General features: G+C 36.8%; 16 protein-coding genes and 1 pseudogene. 7 read left to right on the top strand and 10 right to left on the bottom strand.

What is annotated here, in order from left to right; all coding sequences use genetic code 11:
• Window positions 1-116: 116 nt before the first annotated feature.
• Both F6K54_RS18040 and F6K54_RS18035 read right to left on the bottom strand, forming a co-directional pair.
• The gene (locus F6K54_RS18040; RefSeq protein ID WP_293080005.1) at window positions 117-803 is read right to left on the bottom strand and encodes a hypothetical protein; all 687 of its coding nucleotides are present in this window, start codon (window positions 801-803) and stop codon (window positions 117-119) included.
• Between the two features lie 227 nt (window positions 804-1030).
• Complete coding sequence (locus F6K54_RS18035) at window positions 1031-1390, bottom strand: LysR substrate-binding domain-containing protein (protein WP_293080003.1); 360 nt, start codon at window positions 1388-1390, stop codon at window positions 1031-1033.
• A gap of 20 nt (window positions 1391-1410) precedes the next feature.
• On the opposite strand from F6K54_RS18035, the pseudogene F6K54_RS18030 reads away from it, so the two are divergent.
• A pseudogene (locus tag F6K54_RS18030) lies at window positions 1411-2232 on the top strand (alkene reductase); the annotation flags it as partial.
• Between the two features lie 494 nt (window positions 2233-2726).
• Here the strand turns inward: F6K54_RS18030 and F6K54_RS18025 are convergent.
• The 3 genes from F6K54_RS18025 to F6K54_RS18015 form a co-directional block, all read right to left on the bottom strand.
• A complete protein-coding gene (locus tag F6K54_RS18025; protein WP_293080001.1) occupies window positions 2727-3335 on the bottom strand; it encodes a Uma2 family endonuclease in 609 nt (202 codons plus the stop codon).
• Between the two features lie 294 nt (window positions 3336-3629).
• Window positions 3630-5996, bottom strand: a complete 2367-nt coding sequence (locus F6K54_RS18020) for a dynamin family protein (protein WP_293079999.1) — start codon at window positions 5994-5996, stop codon at window positions 3630-3632.
• A gap of 275 nt (window positions 5997-6271) precedes the next feature.
• Window positions 6272-6535, bottom strand: a complete 264-nt coding sequence (locus F6K54_RS18015; RefSeq protein ID WP_293079997.1) for a hypothetical protein — start codon at window positions 6533-6535, stop codon at window positions 6272-6274.
• A 142-nt stretch (window positions 6536-6677) separates the two neighbouring features.
• Here F6K54_RS18015 and F6K54_RS18010 point away from each other — a divergent pair, with 142 nt between their 5' ends.
• The 4 genes from F6K54_RS18010 (at window position 6678) to F6K54_RS17995 (ending at window position 11571) form a co-directional block, all read left to right on the top strand.
• Window positions 6678-7964, top strand: coding sequence for a WD40 repeat domain-containing protein (locus F6K54_RS18010; protein ID WP_293079994.1), 1287 nt, complete (start codon window positions 6678-6680; stop codon window positions 7962-7964).
• A 112-nt stretch (window positions 7965-8076) separates the two neighbouring features.
• Window positions 8077-8439: a hypothetical protein gene (locus tag F6K54_RS18005; RefSeq protein WP_293079992.1), complete on the top strand. Its 363-nt coding sequence runs from the start codon at window positions 8077-8079 to the stop codon at window positions 8437-8439.
• Window positions 8440-8456: 17 nt separating this feature from the next.
• The gene (locus F6K54_RS18000) at window positions 8457-9404 is read left to right on the top strand and encodes a caspase family protein (protein WP_293079989.1); all 948 of its coding nucleotides are present in this window, start codon (window positions 8457-8459) and stop codon (window positions 9402-9404) included.
• Window positions 9388-11571, top strand: a complete 2184-nt coding sequence (locus F6K54_RS17995; RefSeq protein WP_293079986.1) for a tetratricopeptide repeat protein — start codon at window positions 9388-9390, stop codon at window positions 11569-11571. Before F6K54_RS18000 ends, F6K54_RS17995 begins: the two co-directional genes overlap by 17 nt.
• 159 nt (window positions 11572-11730) lie before the next feature.
• Here the strand turns inward: F6K54_RS17995 and F6K54_RS17990 are convergent, their stop codons facing one another.
• The 5 genes from F6K54_RS17990 to F6K54_RS17970 form a co-directional block, all read right to left on the bottom strand.
• A complete protein-coding gene (locus F6K54_RS17990) occupies window positions 11731-11976 on the bottom strand; it encodes a DUF4926 domain-containing protein (protein ID WP_293079983.1) in 246 nt (81 codons plus the stop codon).
• A gap of 519 nt (window positions 11977-12495) precedes the next feature.
• A complete protein-coding gene (locus F6K54_RS17985) occupies window positions 12496-13134 on the bottom strand; it encodes a Uma2 family endonuclease (protein ID WP_293079980.1) in 639 nt (212 codons plus the stop codon).
• Between the two features lie 154 nt (window positions 13135-13288).
• Complete coding sequence (locus F6K54_RS17980; protein ID WP_293079978.1) at window positions 13289-13420, bottom strand: hypothetical protein; 132 nt, start codon at window positions 13418-13420, stop codon at window positions 13289-13291.
• A 68-nt stretch (window positions 13421-13488) separates the two neighbouring features.
• Window positions 13489-15066, bottom strand: a complete 1578-nt coding sequence (locus F6K54_RS17975; RefSeq protein WP_293079975.1) for an NAD(P)H-quinone oxidoreductase subunit 4 — start codon at window positions 15064-15066, stop codon at window positions 13489-13491.
• Window positions 15067-15587: 521 nt separating this feature from the next.
• Window positions 15588-17675: an NAD(P)H-quinone oxidoreductase subunit 5 gene (locus F6K54_RS17970; RefSeq protein WP_293079972.1), complete on the bottom strand. Its 2088-nt coding sequence runs from the start codon at window positions 17673-17675 to the stop codon at window positions 15588-15590.
• A gap of 739 nt (window positions 17676-18414) precedes the next feature.
• Between F6K54_RS17970 and F6K54_RS17965 the strand changes: the two genes are divergently transcribed.
• A complete protein-coding gene (locus F6K54_RS17965) occupies window positions 18415-19728 on the top strand; it encodes an RNA-guided endonuclease TnpB family protein (protein ID WP_293079969.1) in 1314 nt (437 codons plus the stop codon).
• A gap of 30 nt (window positions 19729-19758) precedes the next feature.
• The gene (locus F6K54_RS17960) at window positions 19759-23160 is read left to right on the top strand and encodes a response regulator (RefSeq protein WP_293079966.1); all 3402 of its coding nucleotides are present in this window, start codon (window positions 19759-19761) and stop codon (window positions 23158-23160) included.
• Window positions 23161-23413 lie beyond the last annotated feature (253 nt).

The following is a 23413-nucleotide window of genomic DNA, read 5'->3' as shown; positions in this document are numbered from 1 at the left end:
CCCCATCACCCCATCACCCCATCACCCCATCACCCCATCTCCCCATCTCCCCATCACCCCATCTCCCTATCTCCCTATCTCCCAAATATATAATAAGTATTCAACCATATTTTATATTAGTAAGTATCGTTATATTCATATTCATAATTATAAGAGTCTTCAAAATTAGTGGCGACTCTAACTCCATTAGGATCGACAGTACATACAAACTTATTTTTTTCTCCATAAACATTTACCGATCCTCGCCACTGCCAACCTTCAACAGTTTTAGTTACATTCTGAGTAGAATACCACTGACTATTACTAGGAATTCCCATTTCATATTGCATAAATTCTTTACAAGAACTTACCACACTAATATTACTTTTATTAATGCGATCGCTACCTCCATAAAAACGATCGGGAAAATAATCAGGATAAGTTTCTTGATGAAAATATGCTGTTACTTCATTGTTGTCAAGATTGCAAATAAAATTGCTTCGTTCCCCATCAAATTCTACGGAACCTTGCCATTGCCAACCAGATGTAGATTCAGTTATATTTCCTGCTGAATACCACTGACTATTACTAGGAATTCCCATTTCGTATTGCATAAATTCTTTACAAGAACTTACAACATGACTGGTATTAGTATTAGTTGGAATACGATTTTTAATTCCTACTTTTTTACGATTTATATAGTTAGGATAACCAGAACTGTGATAGCCATCATTTTTAAGTTTAATATGACTATTGTTACCAACGTCACAGGCTGTTAGAAAAACAACTGTAGCTAAAGTTATTGCTAGGTTTTTGCTATTCATTATTCTGTACTATAAAATAGAATTTATAATTTATAGTAGCACTAAAGGTGACTTTTAGAGCAGATTTTTTACAAGAAAATCAAAATCAGCTAATACCGTTTCACGGAAGTCAAAAGCGAGTGCTAATTGGCGAGGTTTCCTCAGAATGTAAGATGCACTCAAGACAGTCAAAAGTCAAAAGTTAAAAGTTACTTGAATTAAAGAATTTATTAAAATTTCTTTACTTTCTATGGTTCAAAATTTTCCCATAGAAGTGACTTACCAAGACGTTGAATTAAGAAATCAATGAAAGTTTCAACTCTCAAGGAATTACGACGATTCGGTAGATAAAGTGCGTAAATACCTGTATCCATATCTATGTGGGGATAGAACTGAAAATCGTTAAGTACAGCTTCGAGAAGACCCCCACGGATATCTTTTCCAATTAACCAGGTTGGCATTAAAATCAAACCAGCACCATCTAAACAAACTTGCCGAAGGACTTCTGAATTATTTGCTACCAACGAGCCATTCACTTTAACCTCACACACCTCTTTGTCTCGTTTAAATCGCCAAATTTCATAACCAGTGGAGTAGCTAAAGCACAAACAATTATGCAGTACACGACAAAGGTAGCAAAATATTTTTACAACTTTGGCACGCTGGACGAGTTGCTCATCCAGACTTACTAGAAGAGGGAGACATTCCGATCGCTCCTAGTTCTATTGCGGCTGATTATTTAGCGGATCTTCCCAATGGACAATTTCCCCACGTTATTCCTAGAGAACTCAAACTAGAAGAAATACCTCTGATTATTGAGCAGTTTCGACAAGGAGCGAAAAACGCAAAAGAGGCAGGTTTTGATGGAGTGGAAATTCATGCTGGCAATGGTTATTTACCTGACCAGTTTCTCCAGGATAATTCCAATCATCGAACAGATGAATATGGAGGTTCGGTAGAAAACCGAGCGCGTTTCCTTCTAGAAGTGACGCAAGCAGCAATAGATGTTTGGGGAAAAGAAAGAGTAGGGGTGCGCTTATCTCCTAGTAGTACTTTCAACGATATGCATGATTCTAATCCGACAGCTACTTTCAATTATGTTGCGCAAGAATTAGACCGCTTGGGGATAGGTTATCTTCACGTTGTTGAACCCCGTATCAAAGGTAACGTAACAGTTGAAGATGATGGTAAAGGTTTGGGAGCAAAATTTTTCCGTCCGCTATTTGGTGGAGCAATTATTACCGCAGGTGGATATACTCGCGACACAGGAGAGGAAGCTCTCCAAAATAACACTGCTGATTTCGTAGCTTATGGTCGTCTGTTTGTAGCGAATCCCGATTTGCCTAAACGTTTTGCTCTGAATGCTGAACTTAACAAATATAATCGTAATACTTTTTATACCAGTGGTGAAGAAGGATATATAGATTATCCCAGTTTGGGTGATGCTTAAAGAAATTTAGCTTTTCTAGTCTAACCAGAACCAGTGCGGGTGAAAAAGACCTCATTGGTTTAATAATAGCAGGACTTACACATAACTGCCATATTTGGTAGGGGCGAATGGCATTCGCCCCCTATAGATAGCGTATTGTCTAAGAATTTGCGTAAGTCCTGATACAACCCAAACAGATAAGAGTTTCATATCAGAACTTACCCAGAGACTCTACACATAGCGAGCGCAAATGGTATTCGCCCTCCACAAAGCTCCGAATAGTGATCCTACAGATGGTGGTTTAACAGTAACAGGACTTACGCACAGTCACCATATCTAGTAGGGGCGAATGGCATTTCCTAACGGAATGCTCCGCAAACGCCCTTACAGGTGGTGTATATTTTCACATTTTGCGTAAGTCCTGAGTAAATTTGCGTAAGTACCGATTTATTATTGCAGAATAGTTTCAAGGAAAAAGAGCGATCGCGCTAAATATTTCGAGCTTTATTTCAGAATTATGAAGTTGGCATAACGTCGTCTAGTCGCAGTTTTAAATTTGGAAATAAATCAGAATAAATCGGTTCACCCAAGCGATATTGTTGCTGTCGATAAACACCATTAACTAACTGGCAAATTGTGAAAGTAGGTTGTTTAGGATTGCCAATAAATTGTAAACCTCCTAATGCTTTAAAATCGATAATCCAATATTCTGGGATATTTAAAAAAGCATATTCTTCTACTTTTCTAGCATAATCATCTTGCCAATTTGTGCTAACTACTTCAACAACAAGTTTAATGGTACTACCGTTACAAATTACAGGTTCTTTTTGCCAAAGAGGTTCTTTAGTAAGTTCGATTTTATCTAATACTATTACATCAGGTCGTAGTGCTGTAGTTTCAGTATATAGGGGTTTGATTAAGCAATTTTTGGGAATTAACCAATTAAAATTATTACGAAAAATTTCGACATAAATTCTACCAGCAATACTCCCGGCAACAGCTTCGTGAGGGCCTGTGGGTTCCATGTCTCTTAATTCTCCGTCAATTAGTTCATAACGTGTATTATCGCCGTATTGGGCAATAAATTCTTCAAAGTTAAGTTGTTTAGATGAGGTGTAAGTCATTTCAGTTATCATTTATCAGTTGTCATATTATTGTGTAGTAGGTAGAAGATAATTGAATTTTAAGTTTTATCAGTGATGAGCTGGACTTCATAGAATTAAAATTATCCAAACAGGATAGCATTATTACCATTTTGTTTCCTATTTTCCTTCATTTATCTATTACTAGATTAGGATATATTTTCAATTATTCTATGAGTGAAAAAAAGTAGAAATACTCAAGTTTTTTAACTTTTATATTAGGGTAAGAGATCGCCTCTTGTAGATGAGAAGGAGCGATCGCTTCATTGATTTTACTTAACTGACTAATTTCAAAGCTAAGAGCGACTGTTTGATTTCTGCCAACTTCTCCAAATAACTATTGATTTTATGTTTTTGATTCTCAAGATAGGCTAGAATTTTAGGAACTTCTACTTCCCTAGTTTCTCGTTCATTCAGTACGCGCTCGAACTCTGATTGAAACCTGTTGATATAATCATTTATTTGTTTTTCTGCACTCTTGAAGTCGTCTTTTACCTGCTTTTCAATGACTCGATTCAATAGTTCTTCATTGATAGCTTTTTGTTGGTCTATTCTAGAGTGAATTAACTTGACAGTCTCCCGTAAATCAATTTCATAAACATCTTTTTTCTCTTTGTATGGAACATCTACTTCATAAGACCTATCCGAAGCACAGCATCTACTTTCTGACCTGGTTTCTTTGCGAGTTCTTTCATATACTTCTTGCTGATATTTAATTTGGGCATCTATTCCCCGAAACTCAAAATCAGGAAATAAAATTTCGTTAGCGTTCAGTTGGACTTGTAGATCGGCACCAAGGTAATCAGATAGTTCGTTAGATATTTCTTGGATTTGCTGTTTAATTTTTAAAGCTAATTCTTTCCTAATTTTTCCCCCATCTATGACAAGTTTATCTTGAGTATCTAGCCACCAACTCTGGATATAGGGAGCCACAAACTTACTGATTGTTTCTGCCGTTTTTTCTGCTTCATCCTGACTATTAAACCTGATTTTGTAGAGCCTACTACTTGACTTTTTTGTTTCATCTGAACTGTAATTATTGAAGTTTGGTACTTCTTTTTCCAATTCTTCCCACAAAGGGGTAGTTACTTCAAAAACTAATTCCACTGATTTACCAATAAAACTTAGACCTGTAATAGCCTGTAACACATTGGAACCAAATTCACCTAAAGTTCGCCACATATCAGCAAAATTCATACCGTTTGATTGCTTTTGGTTAACCTTAGCAGTTTGATTATTCGCTGAAACTTCAGTTTTTACCTTTGAAGAAGACCTAGAAACAATACCATCTATTTCTTGCTGTATCTTTGCTTTGGCAGTTTCAGCGAATAAGTTCAGTCCCTGACTAAATCCTTGGACTAAGACTTTTTTTTCCAGATCGACAGATTTTTTGACATCCTCAACCTTTCTTTTTGCCGATTGCGATCGCAGCTTATAGTTTTCAACTTTTTGCTTCAGGTCCTCAATTTCTGTCTCCCAACCTTTTATTTGTACCTGTAAACTATTTTCAATTGCTTTAGCAGATTTATCGATTTTATTCAAAACATCATTTAACAAATTCCAGCCAGCATTCTTAATTATAGTTTGAATTACTGTCTCTTGAATAGCAGGAATGCCACTATCTTTTAAAGCTTGAGGTGCAATTTTTTTAGGTCCAGGAATAATTAAATCTCCCTCTTCATTTTCTCTAGCATAGCTGGCACTAAAAAACTTCTTAAAATCTTTAATTTGTCCATCTGTTGCTTTATTACTAATAATGAGTTTTGCCAAAAGTCCTTGGAAAGAACTAGCAGGGTAAATCTTAGGATTAGGAAAACCAAATTCAGTTATTTGGGTCTTCAAATCTTCAATAAAATCCGGAATATCCTGGTCTTTTTCTGTTTTCTGGTCTACCTTATTTAGAATGAAATAAACTTTGTCTTGAACTTCAGTTGCCAAAAGTTCTTTGCGTTTTTCAAGAACTTCCTTAAACAAATCAGACACAGCATTATCTTTGCAAGATGTGTAATCTAAAACAAACAAAATTACATTGCAATTTCGCAATACCTCTAGAGCAGTTTGTTTGAGTGAAACTGTTTTAAATTTTTTTGACTCCCATTCATTTGGACCTGGAGTATCGACTAGCGTAAAACCTGCTAAATAGGAAAATGAACTAATGGCTTCAATGGGATGCTCTATTTCAAAGCGTGTAGTGAAATCTTTATTATTGTTTTTTCTAATTTCACGAGTACGACTTAAAAAACTAGCCTGTATTTCTTTAAGTTCACCTTCAGCAAGCAAAACAGGTTTTCTTTGACCATCTCGGTATTCTAAAAGTTTAGGAATTTGCCCTTTTGGAATATGTTTAACATCTGTGCGACATACAGTACAAGCTGCTGTTTCACTAGCTAAAATATCAGCACCTATCATAGAATTTGAAAAGGTACTTTTGCCTGCTTTCATAGGAGCAACGACAGCAACTTCATACTTTCGTTTTTGTAAAGCATTTAGAGCAGATTCGATTTCATTTTTTATTTCCTGAAGTTTTTGATTATTCTCTCCACAACTACTCATTCCTTTTTCCAGCTCTTGGAGGTATTCTAAAACTCTATTGCCTGTAGAATTTATAATTTCAGCAATATTTTGAAAATCTTTAGAAGACATGGATGAAAACTCCTTAACAAATAGTTAGAAATGAAAACTTACCATTCAGTATAGCAAACGAGGCAGGCGGTAGATAGTTAAAAACTACACTACTGCAATGCCTCCCGAATAGTTGAATAAACATGAAATAGTAGGGATTTTCCATAGAAAATCCCTACAAGATTTTAGTTATTAGGACTTTGAAAAAAAACTAATACCAAGTCTAAATTCAAGAACCGTAACAAGTTCTTATGCGGATTAATTGCGAAGAATCTGGAATTTGACCTTTGGTTTGTCTAGCCGCCAAAGAAGGAGCCTAAGCCTACTATGAAATCTACTATACCAGACATAGCATCGGGGTCAACATCCATATCCACATCAGGCATATCGGGCATATCAAGATTAAGACCTAGATCGTCGAGACTACTGGCACCACCATCACTAGAACTGTTTAGCCCTGGTATTGGTTGCTGTTGTTGTTGAAGTTTATGCTGTAAATACTGGCTAGCGCGGTATTCCTCGCGAATGCTAATGTGTTTGATGAAAGGGTTCTCGTGCATGATTAACAATTCCCTATGAGTTAAATTAGATGTCTTTAATAGAACTAAGTTTTAGCTCTATTAAAAATGTAATTTATCTAGTCTTTTTTTTTGACATCAAAAGTCATTAAAATATCAATAGCAAAACTTAAATAGTCATAAAATGTCACAACCACCTGGAACTAAAAATAAACTGACAAACGCTGAAGAGGCAATAGAGTTTGTTGAGTCATTACTAAAAAAGAATAATAATTCACTAGAGGATATAGAAAAGGATATTTTTATAGGAACTTGGAATAATCTGAAGTATCCCGAAATAGCAGGAAAGTATAGTTGGGGTTATGGAACTTTAAAGAATACAGCTTCTAAATTATGGAAAAAGCTTGAAGAAGTATTAAAAGTAAAAGTAAGTCAAAAGAAATTAAAGGGAGCAGTGGAGCTAGCATCGAAATCATCGCGCCAAGAGCAACAGCAACCACGATCTCCACTGCTTCCCAACTGGCAAAACCCTCAACTGCTTTACTCTCTAGCTGAACATCAAAAAGGAGTTGGTTCTGTTACTATCAGTCCAGATGGTAAAACTCTAGCTAGTGGTAGTTGGGATAATACTATCAAACTTTGGGACTTGGAAAGTGGGAAACTACAACGCACTCTCACCGGACATTTGCAAGATGTGGCATCTGTAATTTTTCTAGATGAAAAGACACTCCTAAGTGCTAGTTATGATAGGACAATCAAGCGATGGCATCTAGATACTGGGGAGTTATTAAGTAGTCTTTATAACTATTCTACTCCAATGGAATCTCTCACTATGAATGGACATTCACAATGGATTGAGTGCTTTGCTCTTAGTCCAGATAGACAAGTTCTGGCAAGTGGTAGTTATGACCAAACAATTAGACTGTGGAATATTCGTACAGGGGAAGAAATTCATATTTGTCGCCATGGAGAACAAATAATTTCTGTTGCTTTCAACTTAGATGGATGGATTTTAGCTAGTGGTAGTACGAACGGTAAGATTAAGCTTTGGGACCTAAAGCAGGGTAAACTCAAGAATACTCTTTACAGTAATTTAGAATGGATTGTTTCTCTTGCCTTTAGTCCTGATGGAAAAGCTCTTTTCAGTGGCGGTAAAAATGGAAAAATCGAAAAATGGGATTTAGACAGTGGGCAACTAATAGATACTTTAGATGGCCATTCGGGGGCAGTTTTTTCTCTTACTTTCAGTCCAGACGGTCAGACTCTAGCTAGTGGCAGTCAGGACAAGACTATTAGGCTTTGGAATTTCCATAATGGTGGGGTTTTACAAACCTTGGAAGGTCATTCAGATATGGTAATGTCTGTTAACTTCAGTCCAGATGCTCAGAGACTTGTTAGTGGTAGTAGGGACAAAACCATCAAGATTTGGCGTGCAACTGCTAATGACCAAAAATTATATAGTTTCGTATAACATAAAAGAAATAATTTGTCAATTTATTGTCTTGATTTTATCTATCTCATGTATAATGATTCATCAAACTAGACTATAACAGCAAATTAAAATTATAAATATTATAGATATTATGTCTAAAGTTCGGATAATTATTACTCTTAATAATCCTACTCTAGATGAACAAGAGCTAGATAAGGCAAGAGAAGAATTTTCTAAAGAAATGCAAATAAGAAGAGAACAAGTTAAGGAGATTAAAAACACAACACCTCAAAAGGGAGGAAAAGCAGGTTCCTATCTACCAGAATTGTTAGAAGCAGAAGTTGAATTATCTAATCTCAAGGAGATAAGTAGGGATGCGCATCAGGCTTCCAATGGGAAAAGTGACATAACAATCACCAATGGTCAGGAAAAAAGGACAGTTAAAGCTGCTAATCGCAGTCGGGAAGAATTTGCAGAGGAGGTTGAGAAAGCTGGAAAACTTATAGCATCATAATTAGAGGTTAAAAGTTAATGGCAAAATATGCACTACTAATTGGAGTGAGTGATTATGGGAATGGTTATCCAAGGTTGCTTACCCCTCTGAATGATATACAAGCTTTGAGAAAAGTTTTACTTGACCCAGACAAAGGTGGATTTGATGAGGTCAAAACTTTACCAAACCCTGATGCAGTTGAGATGGAAGATGCCATTGATAATCTATTTCAAGGAAAGACAAAAGATGACATAACCCTACTTTATTTTTCATGCCACGGTATTAGGGAGCGTGGAGAATTTTACTTTGCTACTCGTGCTACTCGGAACAATGAACAAGGGAATTTGCTAAAATCAACGGCTTTGTCAGCTAGTACAGTACATTCAATAATGAGTAGCAGTTCTTTGAAAAAACAGGTGGTGATTCTTGATTGTTGTTTTAGTGCGACATTTGCTGATGGTTTGCTGGCTAGGGAAAAGTTGCAGGAAAAAGGGCGAGTTATTCTTACTTCTTCTACCTCAACTCAACCTTCCTTTGAGCAAGAAGGATTACCTTTATCTATTTATACCCATCACTTATTTGAAGGAATTAACACAGGAGCGGCAGATGTAGATGAAGACAGTGTAATTTCTATTAAAAATTTACATGATTATACTGCAAAAAAAGTTAAAGAAGCTTTCCCAAGAATGCAACCGGAGATTTATTCGGTGCAACCTGAGTTATTAGAAATTTCTGTTGCTAAAGCACCCATTCGTAATCCCAGATTGAGGTATAGTCGAGAAGTTAAGTTTTTGTGTCCGGATGGGGAATTTTCAACGGTTACTCGCGCTCAACTGGATGTTCTACGAGAAGAGTTAGGTTTATCCCTAGAAGATGCGACTGTAATTGAGGATGAGATTTTAAGACCTATTCAACAATATAAGAGAAATTTGCAAATATTTGAAGATTACTTAAGGGAGGAAATTAACCGTGAACTTTCTGAGTGAGAAGGTGGAAATGAAGTTGAAGAGTTTACAGGAATCTTTGGCTCTCAAAGATGAAGATGTAGCTAAAATTTACCGTAAACTGGGAAATGAACTGGGAGAGCAAAGTAAACTTAATGAAGCGATCGCTTTGTATAAGGAAGCTATTAGTAAGGACTCCATTAGTGCGGAAGTCTATAAAGATTTAGGAGATGCTTTATATACCAAAAATAAAGTGCAAGAAGCTAGCACTGCTTATCAAAAAGCTCTTGACCTCAAACCAGAGTTTGCAGAAGCACACAAGGGATTAGGGGATACTTTAGAACATAAAAATTTATTGGAAGCAGCTATTGAACGGTATCGAAACGCAATTCGCCTTAAACCAAATTTGGCTGAAGCTTATAGAGATTGGGGCAACGTGTTATATAGTCAAGGTAAAATAGATGCAGCAATAGCTAAATTTAGAGAAGCAATTGAACACAATCCCGATGATGGTTATGCACATAGTTTCTTAAAGAATGTTTTAGAAGAACAAGGATTGTTAGAAGAAGCAGAAACTGAGTCGAAAGTAACCGAGATAAAGCTTAGAGAAGCTATAAAACGTAATCCTAAAGATGCAGACGCTCGTGCTAAGTTCGGTAGTTTTCTTTTCCGGAGGCGTTTGCTAGAAGAAGCAACTATTGAGTGCAAAAAAGCTATTCAACTCAATCCCTACAATGAAGAAGCTTTTGGTGGATTGGGCTGTATACGGTACACTCAAAATAAGCTAGAGGAAGCAATAGAAGCATGGAACGAGAGCCTTTCCCTAAAACCTAATCAAGCAGTTATTTATAATAATTTGGGATGCGCTTTTCATGCTCAAGGGAAGTTAGATGAGGCGCTTACTGAGTTGAAAAAAGGTATTGATATTAATCCTAGTCTTGTATGTCTTCATCAAAGTTTGGGAAATGTTTTATTTGCAAAAGGAAATTTAGACGAAGCGATCGCCTCCTATGAGACAGCAATTCGCCTCAATCCTAACGATACTGTTTCTCGCCACGGTTTAGCGCAAGTACAGAAGCAAATAGGTAAGAATGAGGATGCTGTAGAAGAATTTAAACAGGCAATAGAGCGTTATAAAGAACAAATTCGGCTGAATCCTAAGAATATAGATGCTCATACTAATTTAGGAAATGCTTTGAGAGAATTGGGTAATGTTGAGGAAGCGATCGCCTCCTACCAGGAAGTTATTCGGATTAATCCCAAATTGGCATACGCATACAATAACTTGGGTTTGGCTCTTCTAGAACTAAAACAGGAAAATAGTATAGAGGCAGCAGTCCTTGCTTTTGAAAATGCAGTCAGTCTCAATCCTAAAGATGCAGTAGCTTACACTAACTTAGGAGATGCTCTATGGCAGCAAAAGAAATTAGGGGAAGCAATTACTAAATATAAGCAAGCGATTCGCCTCAATCCAACATTGGCGAGAGCTTATAACGGCTTGGGAAATGTTTTTAGGGATCAAAAAAAGATTGACGAAGCGATTGAAAAATACCAGGAAGGGATTCGTTTAAATCCTAATGACGCATGGCTTCAAAGTAATTTAGGGAATGCTTATTATAATAAAAAAAAGCTAGACGAAGCGATCGCTGCTTATCAAAAAGCAATTCGCCTCAATCCTAACGAAGCTAGATTTCACAACTTTTTAGGAAATGTTTTTTATAAACAAAATAAGCTAGATGAAGCAATTGTTGAGTATCGAAAAGCAATTCAGCTTAATCCTGACGATTCAATGCTCTATAATAGGCTAGGAAATGTTTTGTTTAATGACAATAAACCAGAGGAGGCTATAACAGCTTACCAACAAGCAATTTACTTAGCCCCTAATAAAGCAGTATTCCATGCTAACTTGGGGTCTACTTTGCGCTATCAAAGTGAACTTGATGAAGCGCTTAATGAAGTCAAAAAAGCAATTCAGCTTGATTCAAAGTATCCTTGGTTTTATGAAGTATTAGGAGATATTTTGAAAAAGAAAGGTGAGCAACAAGAAGCTATAAAAGCACTAGAGAAAGCTAAAAATTTATATGAAGCAAAGGGCAATACTGCAAAAGTTGATGAAATTAATCAGAGCATCAAGGAAATTATGTTTGGGCAAGTAGGAGACATAGCTGTTGAAGCAGCAAAAGGGATTTATCACCACTTCTTTGGGTGATTAAAACAAAAAGCAGTAGACCAAATCTGAAATAAATTATACAAAAAATTATGTCTGTTTATTTATACCGATACTACCGGATTTGAATAATCTCAAGTGTTTGTCATTCAATAGTTTAGCGACGGATTTGATATCACAGATAATAGATATTTACGTCATTCAAAATGTTAGATTGGAACAGTCTATATGCAGCAATATTAGTTTTTCAAGTTCGAGGGATATCAATGTGTAAGTTTGCCCATTTTTATTAGCAAATTCTACTTCAAAAGCTTTTCCTCGATCGTAAATTTCTACCACAGTTCCTACTTTACCTCTCGGTAATATTATTTCTTTATCAGTCAAAAATTGTGTAGTTTTCATATTCTCTGTTAAAGCTACAGTGTCATGTAGTTTGATGTCATTCATAAGAAAAGAGGGAACAGAGATCAGCACTAATTTACTATTGCGCAATATTTTAATAAAAACAATTATTAATTATTGAGGTATCTTTTGAAATCCCATACCAACTTGAATAAAATGAGCATCTCCCGTTAAAACATATTCAATACCAAATTCTTTCATTACCACCATTGAAGTTAAGTCAGTAAATGAAATTAGAGGTTTATCTACAAACTTAATCCTTAATTCTTGTGCTTTAAAAAAGCGCTATTCTGTAATCCAAACCAGATTAAAATTTTCTGCCTTAAACACCTCTATCAACAATTTCATAGACTGACTTGCAAGAGCAGGATGTAGTCTCTTGAAAAACAAGGTAAAAGTTTCATCTAAAACATAATTCTGTTGTATAAATTCTCTGATTTTGAGAGGTGAAATGCCGATACAAATTTACAGTTTCCTGATGTTTTGACTCATTTTTATCGTGCAGAGTTAACCATACCCATGTATCTACAAACAGTTTTATTTGTGTTAGTCTACTACTGAACTCTAACTCATTTTCTTCCTCAACTCTCTTAGCATTTTACTGCTACCCATCGTTAATACCTGGTTGACTAAATTAGGAATTAATTCTAAAATAGGTAAATTGGGAAAAGTAGGACTGATAGATGATTCTACATATAATCCATCGGTAAAGACCTGAATCGTGAATTTTTCTTCAGTATAAATCCATAATTCTGGAACTGCTAAAGCTTCATAAGCATCAAGAGTAGTTTTGGATGTGACATCTACCTCAATAGCTAAATCTGGAGGTGGATCTACAGTCAAATCTATCCTCATTCGAGAGCGCATTTTTTGAGCGTTTTGGATATAAAAACAAGTATCAGGTTCTAGACCGACTTTTTTAGCTTTTTTCCTAAAGGTTGTTGAACCGAACTCTTCCCAGTCTCGCTCTTGACTATCCAGCAATACTTTCACAATATCACTAATAATTCGGTGCGATCGTTCGTGGGCAGGAAGAGGAGACATAATGGTTAAAGTTTCTTGACTGTAAGCGACTCGTGTCTTGATTCCGTTAGCTTCTTTTTCTTCTAGAAATGCTTCAAACTGTTCCCAGGTTAAGTCATTTAGGGTAATGAGACTACCTGGGTGAAGCTCAATTTTGTTAATAGGTATGGTGACTGTCATTTCAGTTATAGCGCTACGCGCTAGGGAACAGGGAACAGGGGACTTTTAAAGGCTTTTCCTAGGTCATGCTGTGCAAACGGGATTTAGAAATGTCCTAACCTTACAGCAGTTTTCATGTAGATATACCACATTAGGGACGTTCCATGGAACGTCCCTACAAGGTTTTGATGGTGACGATGTGGTTCATTTGTCTGAAAAGCGCTGTAATTCTTAGTGCTATATTAATTATACCAATTTCATCAGCACGACTTACGCAAAGCAACCAAGAAACCGGGTTTATGGTCATGGTATTGTGGTTCAAACCACTAAATTTCCTTGATAAACCCGGTTTATTAACGCACTCTAAAAGTTTTACTACTTAATCGCAGGCGCACGCATCAACTCAGACTCACTATTCAACGCCACCTCCCCAGATTCAATCAACGTTGGTACAGCATCTCGCAACCGCGCTGTCAACTGTACTGTCGTCGCATCATAAATCTGAGTCACAATTTTGGGATACAAACCAATACCAATAATGGGCACCAACAAACAAGCGATAATATACACCTCACGGGGTTCAGCATCCCTAAGAACTTCATGTTCTACCAACTCCTTATTCTCAGGGCCGTACAAAATCTCCCGCAACATTGACAACAGATAAATTGGAGTCAAAATCACTCCCACTGCAGCCAAGAATATTACCAACACTTTGAAAGTTGGATTATAAGCATCACTGGTAGCAAAACCAATAAACACCATCACTTCAGCTACAAACCCACTCATTCCAGGTAACGCCAAAGAAGCCATGGAACAAGTCGTCCACATAGCGAACACCTTCTTCATCTTTTGACCGACACCACCCATTTCATCCAATATTAAAGTATGGGTACGGTCATAAGTAGCTCCCACTAAAAAGAACAAACTCGCCCCAATTAAACCGTGGGAAATCATTTGCAGTACAGCTCCACTCAGACCAATTTCGGTAAACGAAGCAATACCAATCAACACAAAACCCATGTGAGAAATTGAGGAATAAGCAATTTTCCGCTTCAAATTTCGTTGAGCAAAAGAAGTCAAAGCGGCATAGACAATATTGACAACCCCCAAAATCACCAAAATAGGAGCAAACACTGCGTGAGCATCAGGTAACATTCCTGCATTCATCCGCAACAGAGCGTAACCACCCATTTTCAACAGAATTCCTGCTAGCAACATATGAGCGGGTGCAGTTGCTTCCCCGTGAGCATCAGGCAACCAGGTATGTAATGGGAAAATTGGCAACTTCACAGCATAGGCAATCAAAAACGCTCCATATAACAATAGTTGCAAATTCAGAGCGTAATCTTTTGCAGCAACTGCCCTCATATCAAAAGTAACAGTATCGCCATAAAACGCCATTGCTAACGCTGCTATCAAAATAAACAGCGAACCACCTGCGGTATAAAGAATAAACTTAGTTGCTGCATACAACCGTTTTTTACCACCCCAGATGGAAAGAATTAAGTAAACTGGTACTAACTCCAATTCCCAAACTAGGAAAAATAGCAACATATCCTGCACAGCAAACACAGCTATCTGACCGCCGTACATGACCAACATTAAGAAATAAAACAGCTTTGGCTTAAAAGTTACAGGCCACGCTGCCATAATTGCCAGAGTTGTGATGAAGCCAGTCAGGATAATTAGTGGCATGGATAAACCATCAGCTCCCACTGACCAATTTAAGTCTAGTGGTGGCACCCAAGCATAACTTTCTACCAACTGGAGGTCTGGGTTATTGGTGTCATATCCAGTACAGAAGGCAGAAATGATAATAGCAAAATCAATTAATCCAATAATTAAGGCGTACCACTTTACCGTTTTGCCGTCTTTATCCGGAATAATCGGAATTAGCAACGATGCAATTACCGGAAATAGGATGATTGTAGTTAACCAAGGAAAATTAGTCATAAGTATTTAATTCTCACTTTTAAAGTTTTTATAGGGAGTAGGGAGTAGGGAGTAGAGAAAGACCTAACTGATTCCATCATCCGTATATCCGTGACCTAATCCCTGTCTAGCTATTAGGGAGTAGGGAGTAGGGAATAGATTTTATAGCAGTCGCCACTATAGTTAGGACGTCGGGTAATTATGATGATTTATGACGCGAGCAAGATGCTCGCACTAATTGTCCTAACCGCCTAATTATGATGATTTATGACGCGAGCAAGATGCTCGCACTAATTGTCCTAACTGCACTTGGCGGTTGCTATAACTAACAAGAAGTTTACCAAGCTACTCATAATATCATATCCGGTTGAACAGTTGTCATTACGAACGCAGCGATAGCGGAGTGAAGTAATCCCAAAGTGCTGTGATTGCTTCATCTTCACTTCGTGACCCTCGCAATGACATATCGTAACTGATTTACCGGACATGATATAAGTTCAAAGTAAAAAAGTTTACCCAAAACCTACAACCTACAACCTGATTCAAACGCCAGAAAAGACTACTAAACCCAACACTGCTACAAATACAATGAGGGCATAAAACTGAGCGCGACCATTTTCTAAATATTTCAAACCTTCTCCAGTCAGAAGTGTAATAAAACCTGTTAAATTAACAGCTCCATCAACTACTTTGTAGTCTACTTCCAAAACTTGACGTGCTAGACGACGACTACCTTTAACAAATAGAAAGTCGTTCAGGTCGTCTAGATACCACTTGTTGAGAGAGAAATTGTAAAGAGGTTTGATTTTTTCAGCGATCGCACCAGGGTCAATTTTACGACTCAAGTACATTAGCGAAGCAAAGGTAATGCCAATTAAAGCAATACCAACAGAGTTACCTGCCATAATCAAAAATTCAGTCAGGTCAAACTCCGCTAGTCCCTCTAGCACCTCTGCCAAAGATTCTCCTGGTGCATAGATAAATTGCTCAAAATAATTAGCAAAAGGCGTTCCCAACAAACCAATAATCATTGAAGGAATCGCTAAAACCATCAACGGTAAAGTCATGCTAATAGGAGACTCATGGGGAGAGTCACTATGATGACCGTGATCGTGGTCATGGTCATCATGGCCGTGTTCTAGTTCTTTCGGGTCCATAGCACCAGGTCCGAAAGCTACTGCTGGAGTCATCTCAACCTTTTCACCTGTAGAGTTTGCAGCCATTAATTGCTGTTTAATCTGCTCATCATTACCCCGGAACTCTCCCTCAAAAGTAGAGAAATACATCCGGAACATATAAAAAGCAGTCATTCCAGCAGTTGCCCAACCAATCAACCACAAAGCGGGGTTTGCTCCAAAAGCACTGCCCAGAATTTCATCCTTTGACCAAAAACCAGCAAAAGGAGGAATACCGCAAATTGCCAGAGTACCAATTAAAAAGCAAGCAGAAGTAACAGGCATATATTTGCGCAGTCCACCCATTAACCGCATATCTTGTGCCAAAACTGGGTTATGACCGACAACAGCTTCCATACCATGAATAACTGAACCGGAACACAAAAACAACATGGCTTTGAAATAAGCATGGGTCATTAGGTGAAATAGTCCGGCGCTATAAGCTCCTACACCCATTGCCATTACCATATATCCCAATTGGGAAATAGTGGAATAGGCAAGACCTTTTTTAATGTCATTTTGAGTAATGGCGATCGTTGCTCCTAGAAAAGCTGTGAAGGCTCCTGTCCAAGCAATAATGTTCATTACTACTGGCAGATGTTCAAATACTGGATACATCCGTGCAACTAGGAAAACCCCAGCAGCTACCATTGTCGCTGCGTGGATAAGAGCAGAAATTGGTGTAGGGCCTTCCATCGCATCTGGTAGCCAAACGTGCAATGGGAATTGAGCTGACTTGGCCGCAGGTCCTAAAAAGACTAAAACACCAAATAGAGTTGCTAAACCAGCACTCAGAGCGCCTGTTTCTACCAGTTGTTCTAGACGAACGCCCATGACTTCAAATTCAAAGCTACCAGTCGCCCAGTAAATTCCGAGCATTCCCAATAGCAGACCAAAGTCACCGACGCGGTTGGTAACGAAGGCTTTTTGACAAGCATCTGCTGCTGCTTTCCGGTCGTACCAGAAACCTATTAGTAGGTAAGAAGATACACCTACCAGTTCCCAAAAGATATAAACCTGGACGAGGTTTGGAGAGACAACTAGACCTAACATTGAGGAGCTAAATAAGCTCAAGTAGGCATAAAAGCGTACATAACCAGGGTCGTGAGCCATGTAACCATCTGTATAGACCATTACCAAAAAGGCAACGGTAGTGACAATGACTAACATGAGGGCAGTCAGATGGTCGATGGTGTAGCCCATACTGAGTTTAAAGTTACCTGCTGCTGCCCACTCAAACATTTGAGTATAGGTTTCATGGCCATTAATTTGACTCCAGAGGATGGCAAAGGAGAGAACCATTGCAGTTCCTAACAGGGAGACTATGAATATTGCAGATCCCCGTCGCAAATTACTTGTGGCTTGACTATAGGATATTAGTCCCAGGCCGACTACCATTGCTCCAAGTAGGGGCAATAGTGGAATCAGCCAGGCATATTGATAAAGGGCTTCCATAGTTTATGGTTACTTTATAATTTCTAATTAAGTAGACAAAACTAATAAGCATTCTTACACAGAGTTTCCTGGGATCAAAACTAAAGATCAATTTTTTTAATGGTTATGCGGAGATAAAAGTCAAAAGTCAAAAGTCAAAAGTCAAAAGCTTATATGTTGTAGAGTTAAATTTTGGAAATAGCATTTTTTTGGATAAAAGTCAAAAAAGTTGAGCATGAATTTTGATGAATATTCATACAAACCACATTCCGCACCACAAAATGTAGTATAAAGGTCAAAAGTAAATTATAGTGGTCAATAGGAGTCAAGGATTAAGTAAGTATTTATGCTTAATATTTAACTGAGAATTTGACTCTTGATTGAGGTAAATGAAGATAATTTATATAGTATAAATACTTAAGTTTGCCACGGATTTTATACTAATTTCCATGTTACAAATTGAAGTGCGGAATGTGAGATACAATTTTCTTATTCACGATTTTAATCAGCAAACCCTAATTAGTAGTCTATACAAAGTGGAAATTTTAATTTTTTTTCAGTAGAATAGCTTAAGTAGTTCTACTTGTGAAAGCTAATGTTTAATTTTGGATTAAACATATGACTTTTAATTTGATGTTGTGATAAATCTCACATCATAGTTCAGTATTTGTGCTGGAATGAATCACAATCAGTATCAATACAGTTGCAAATACATAAAGGTATATGTTAAAGTTTTATCATTGTTGTATATAAGTGATAAATGTGTCAGGCATACAAGTATAGAATCTATCCAACATCAGAACAGCAATTGGCTTTAACCAAAAGCTTTGGTTGTTGTAGATGGTTTTGGAATTATTCACTAAACTTATGCCATCAAACCTACAGAGATACTGGAAAAAGTCTCAGTAGAGCAGCTATTCAAAAAATGCTTCCTCAACTCAAAAAAGAACATGAATGGCTAAAAACAGATACTTATTCTCAGTGTCTCCAAGTAGTAGCATTAAATTTATCTACAGCTTACAAAAATTTCTTTGATAGACAGGCTAAGTTACCAAAATTTAAGTCTAAAAAAGGTAGACAATCTATTACTTATCCTCAAAATGTAGAATTTCAGGATGACTACATCAAACTACCTAAAATTGGATTAGTTTATTATCGTCGCCATAGAGATTTTTCAGGGGAAATCAAGACTGTAACTGTTTCTGTTAATCCAGATGGTAAATATTTTGTTTCTGTTTTAGTTGAAGACAATCGAGTAAATCCTAAAAAATCAGCAGAAGGAAAAGCAATAGGAATTGATTTAGGATTAACTCATTTTTGTGTAACATCAGATGGTTCAAAATATAAAAATCCTAAGCATATTGCTAAACACGCTCTTAATCTCAAACGGAAGCAGAAGAAATTAGGTCGTAAACAAAAAGGCAGCAATACCCGAAATAAAGCACGCATAAAAATAGCTAGAATACAGGGGAAAATAGCTAGATGCCGTGAAGATTTTCTACACAAGCTATCCCGCAAGATAGTAAACGAAAACCAAGTAATTGCAGTAGAAAATCTAGCTGTAAAAAATGTGGTAAAAAAGCAGTGTGATTATGCCTCAGAGAAGGACGCACCTGGTAACGCACCAAGACACAATAATTTAGCTGTATCTATTGGTGATGGTGCTTGGGGAATGTTTGAAACAATGCTTAGTTATAAGGCAGAAAGAGAAGGAAAAACTTATATAGAAGTCGATCGTTTTTTGCCTTATTCACAAACTTGTAATATTTGTTTAAATCAAGTTGGTAGCTTGCCTCCTAATGTGAAAAATTGGACTTGCGAGCATTGTCATACAACCCATAATAGAGAGATTAACGCTGCAATCAATATCAAAAATGAAGCCTTGCGGATATTGCGAGTGCGTAATTTGCCGTCGCACGACAAATGTCAAATGCACTCAAGACAGGAGTTAGGAACTAGCTCTACTGCCAATCTGAGGGAATGTAAGTCACCTGGTAAAACATCAGTTTTGTTAGATGCTATTCCCAGCGAAGATGGAAACCCATCCTATAGCAATAGCTATAGCATTGGGTAGTTCACACCTCTATTCTTTAACCTGGGCAAAATGTTTAGCAAACTTCCCCTGAAAACTGTCCTCATTGTTCCTTTTGTTCTACAAATCTTTGGTGCTGTGGGATTAGTGGGATATTTTTCTTTGATTAATGGGCGACAAACCGTTGATAACCTTGCTAACCAGTTAACCCAAAAAATTAGCAGTGGTATTGAACAGCACGTTTTAGGATATCTAAACAAATCCTATCAAGTTTTAAGAGTAACCAATGATGCCATAGAAAGTGAAAATTTAGATGTTGATGATTTTGCTGCTCTGAGACTTTACTTTTGGCAAGTGGTAAAAGAACAAGATTTAGAAGATTATCTCTTCTTTGGCAATGAAGAAGGAGATTTTATTGGGGTTGAACGTTTAGAAGATGGAGATATTATTTTTAAAATTCGTAATATTGCGACTCAACCTATTAGGGAAACTTATTTACTGAATAATCAAGGTAACATCAAGGAATATTTAAAAGGAAAAGCTTACGATCCTCGTGTTCGTCCATGGTATAAAGCAGCAAAGGAGCTAGGTGAACCAACCTGGAGTCCAATTTTTTCCTCCTTTTCCCGTGAAAATACTTCCTTAGATATATCAGCAGTCAGACCTATTTTCAACTCAAGTGGGCAGTTCGTGGGAGTTCTTTCAAATAAAACAACCCTCGTGCAAATCACAAATTTCCTGAGTAACTTATATATCAGCGCTAACGGACAGAGCTTTATTATGGAGCGATCGGGAGATTTAGTAGTCAGCTCTCAAATTAAGACACCATTTATCATTACTGAAGAAGGCAAAAAGCGGAAGATCGAACGTCTACCTGCCATTGAAAGTAATGATCCTACACTCAGCGCTACTGTCCAACAGTTAAAAGAACATTTTGGTGATTTTAAAAATATTGATAGCGATAGCAAATTCAAATTTTTAATTGATGGAGCTTGGTACTATACCAGAGTCATGCCACTTAAAGATGATAAAGGTATTGATTGGTTAGTTGTTGTAGTCGTTCCTGAAAATGACTTCATGGTACAAATCAATGCCAACACCAAGACCAGTATTTTATTAAGTTTTAGTGCTTTGATGATATCTATATTAGTAGGAATAGCCACTACTCACTGGGTTACTCAACCAATTTTACAAATTAATACTGCTGCGAAAGAAATTGCTACAGGGCACTGGGAAAACACCCTTAATATTCACCGTCGCGACGAAGTAGGTGAACTTGCTAACTCTTTTGATCTAATGGCCAACCAACTCAAAAATTCCTTTCAAAGCTTAGAGGCAAAAAACGAACAACTAAAACAATTAGACCACCTCAAAGACGAATTTTTAGCCAACACCTCCCACGAACTCCGAACTCCCCTCAATAGTATTATTGGTCTTGGCGAATTTCTTTTAGATGGAGATAAAACACAACTAAATTCAGTCATTCAATCTAACTTAAGCATGATGGTTTCTAGTGCCCGTCGTCTATCTAATCTTGTGAACGATATTCTTGACTTCTCTAAAATCAGACACCATACATTAGAATTACAAATCAAAGCTATTAATATTTATGGAGTAGTAGAGACAGTAGTTAGCTTGAATAAATTTTTGGTCAGCAAAAATAAATATCTGCAATTAGTAAATAATATTCCCAAAGATTTACCCCCCGTCTATGCTGATGAAAACCGTTTACAACAAATTCTCTATAACTTAATTGGCAATGCTATTAAATTTACTGAGTCTGGTAAGGTCGAAATTTTGGCAGAAGTAATTAGCAACAATTCTATAAACCCCCATCAGCAAATTCAGGCCCGAGAATACTCCAATCAAAATATAGAGCAATCTCAAGAACTGAGGATCGTAGTCTCAGATACTGGTATTGGTATTCCCGGCGATAAACTAGACCGAATATTTCAATCTTTTGAACAAGCAGAAGGTTCAGCATCCAGAAAATATGGCGGTACAGGTTTAGGGTTAGCAGTCACAAAACAATTAGTTGAACTCCACGGCGGTCATATCTGGGTAGAGTCTGAAGTTGGTGTTGGTTCCAAATTTTACTTTACCCTACCAATTTCACAAGAATCTGTAACAGAAACTTCCACTACTTCCACCATCAATAGTATTCGTTATCTTGTAGATCCAGTAGAAACACCTCAAGAAATTACTGCTCTGAAAACCGACCTTGCTAATAGTAACTTTCATATTTTAATTGTTGATGATGAACCTATAAATCTTCAAGTTTTAAGTAATCACTTAAAAGCAAATAACTATCAAGTTACTCAAGCATTCAATGGAAAAGAAGCTTTAGCTGCTTTAGAGACTCATCAGAATATTGATCTGATTTTGCTAGATGTGATGATGCCTCAGATATCTGGTTATGAAGTATGTGCTAAAATTCGGGAAGAATATCCGGCCCAAAAGTTACCCATCTTAATGTTAACTGCTAAAAATCAAGTCGCCGATTTAGTCATGGGATTCCAATTTGGAGCCAATGATTATTTGACTAAACCTTTTTCTAAAGATGAATTATTAACTAGGATTAAAACCCATATTCAATTATCAAAAATTACTAATTCTTACGAACGTTTTGTCCCTCAGGAATATGTCAAATTACTATCAAAAGAAAATATTCTTGATGTGAAGTTAGGGGATCGTGTGAGCAAGGAAATGGCAATTTTATTTTCTAATATTCGCTCTTTCACTACTATATCTGAAAACATGACACCTCAAGAAACTTTTGCTTTTGTCAATAGTTATTTACAACAAGTTTCCCCAGAAATTCGCGACCGGAATGGTTTAATTATTAAGTTTATGGGAGATGGTATTATGGCAGTATTTCCTGATGGCGCTGATGATGCGTTGCAAGCTGCTATAGGTAAACTTCGGAAATTACAAGAATATAATCAGACTCAACAGGCAGAGGGTTTTCCTCCAATTAAGGTAGGAATTGGCATTCATGTAGGTTTTATCATGGTTGGTATTGTGGGAGAGCCAAATCGAATGTCAGGAGATGCACTTTCCGATCATGTGAATTTAGCAGCTCGTTTGGAAAGTTTAACTAAATATTACGGAGTTTCTTTATTAATTTCTGAATCAGTTTTTCAGAGTTTGAAAGATACAGAAAAATATCAAATTAGATTTTTAGACCGTGCATCTGTCAAAGGTAGAGATAAAGCTATTAATGTTTATGAAGTTCTAGATGGAGAAATTGATTATATGCGAGAATTAAAATTAAAAACTCAAGCAGATTTTGCATTGGGTATAGAGTTTTATCGTTTAGGAGATCTTGTTACTGCCAAAGATTATTTTGAGAAAGTATTAGCCATTAATTCTTCAGATAAAACAGCTCAACTTTATCTAGAAAGAATGGATAAATTAACTGTAACTGGCGTGCCCAAAAACTGGGATGGGGTTTGGGCATTTACTCAAAAATAAAGGGAGTAGGGATTCATTAATTGATAATGGATAATTGATAATTGATAATTACCTCTGGTTAAAACCGAGAGGATTGAATATGAGGAAATATTATTTCTTTTTTTTTTCTTAAAAGGGGAGGCTTTAATACCATTTTGAAAAAAGAATGTTACGAATAATAAGAATCATAAATAAACTTTCAAATAAAGTCTATTTGACGAAAAAGATAATTTACAACATCAAAAATGGTATTAAATCTATCCCCATACGAATT

The organism is Okeania sp. SIO3B5 (assembly GCF_010692555.1).
GTDB lineage: Bacteria > Cyanobacteriota > Cyanobacteriia > Cyanobacteriales > Microcoleaceae > Okeania.
The sequence above is the reverse complement of the archived record's forward strand: the minus strand, read 5'-3'. Positions and strand labels throughout refer to the sequence as shown.